The following is a 664-nucleotide window of genomic DNA, read 5'->3' as shown; positions in this document are numbered from 1 at the left end:
GTGTTCGAGGCGGATGAGTGCCTCTTCGGCGCGTTGGCGGTCCTTGAGGGCGTCGAAGGCGCCGTCGTTGAAGATGTTGCAGTTCTGGTAGATCTCGATCAGTGCGGTGCCGGGGTGGTCGGCGGCCGCGCGCAGTACCTCGGTGAGGTGTTTGCGGTCGGAGTCGATGGTGCGCGCCACGAAGGAGGCTTCCGCGCCGATGGCCAGGGAGACCGGGTTGAAGGGGGCGTCGAGAGAGCCCATCGGCGTCGACTTGGTGATCTTGCCGACCTCGGAGGTCGGGCTGTACTGGCCCTTGGTCAGGCCGTAGATCCGGTTGTTGAACAGCAGGATCTTGAGGTTGACGTTGCGGCGCAGGGCGTGGATGAGGTGGTTGCCGCCGATGGAGAGAGCGTCGCCGTCGCCGGTGACGACCCAGACGCTGAGGTCGCGTCGGGAGGTGGCCAGGCCGGTGGCGATGGCGGGGGCGCGGCCGTGGATGGAGTGCATCCCGTAGGTGTTCATGTAGTACGGGAAGCGGGAGGAGCAGCCGATGCCGGAGACGAAGACGATGTTCTCCTTGGCCAGGCCGAGTTCGGGCATGAAGCCCTGGACGGCGGCGAGGATGGCGTAGTCACCGCAGCCGGGGCACCAGCGCACCTCCTGGTCCGACTTGAAGTCCTTC

1 protein-coding gene is annotated in these 664 nt (G+C 66.3%); it reads right to left on the bottom strand.

Annotated features, from left to right (window positions below; all coding sequences use genetic code 11):
- A partial coding sequence (locus AQJ66_RS36515) for a 2-oxoacid:ferredoxin oxidoreductase subunit beta (RefSeq protein ID WP_167359218.1) occupies window positions 1-664 on the bottom strand: 664 nt, incomplete at both ends.

The sequence above is a fragment of the Streptomyces bungoensis genome, assembly GCF_001514215.1.
Classification (GTDB): Bacteria; Actinomycetota; Actinomycetes; order Streptomycetales; family Streptomycetaceae; genus Streptomyces; species Streptomyces bungoensis.
Note: the sequence above shows the minus strand (reverse complement) of the source record. Positions and strands in the feature narration are given on the sequence as shown.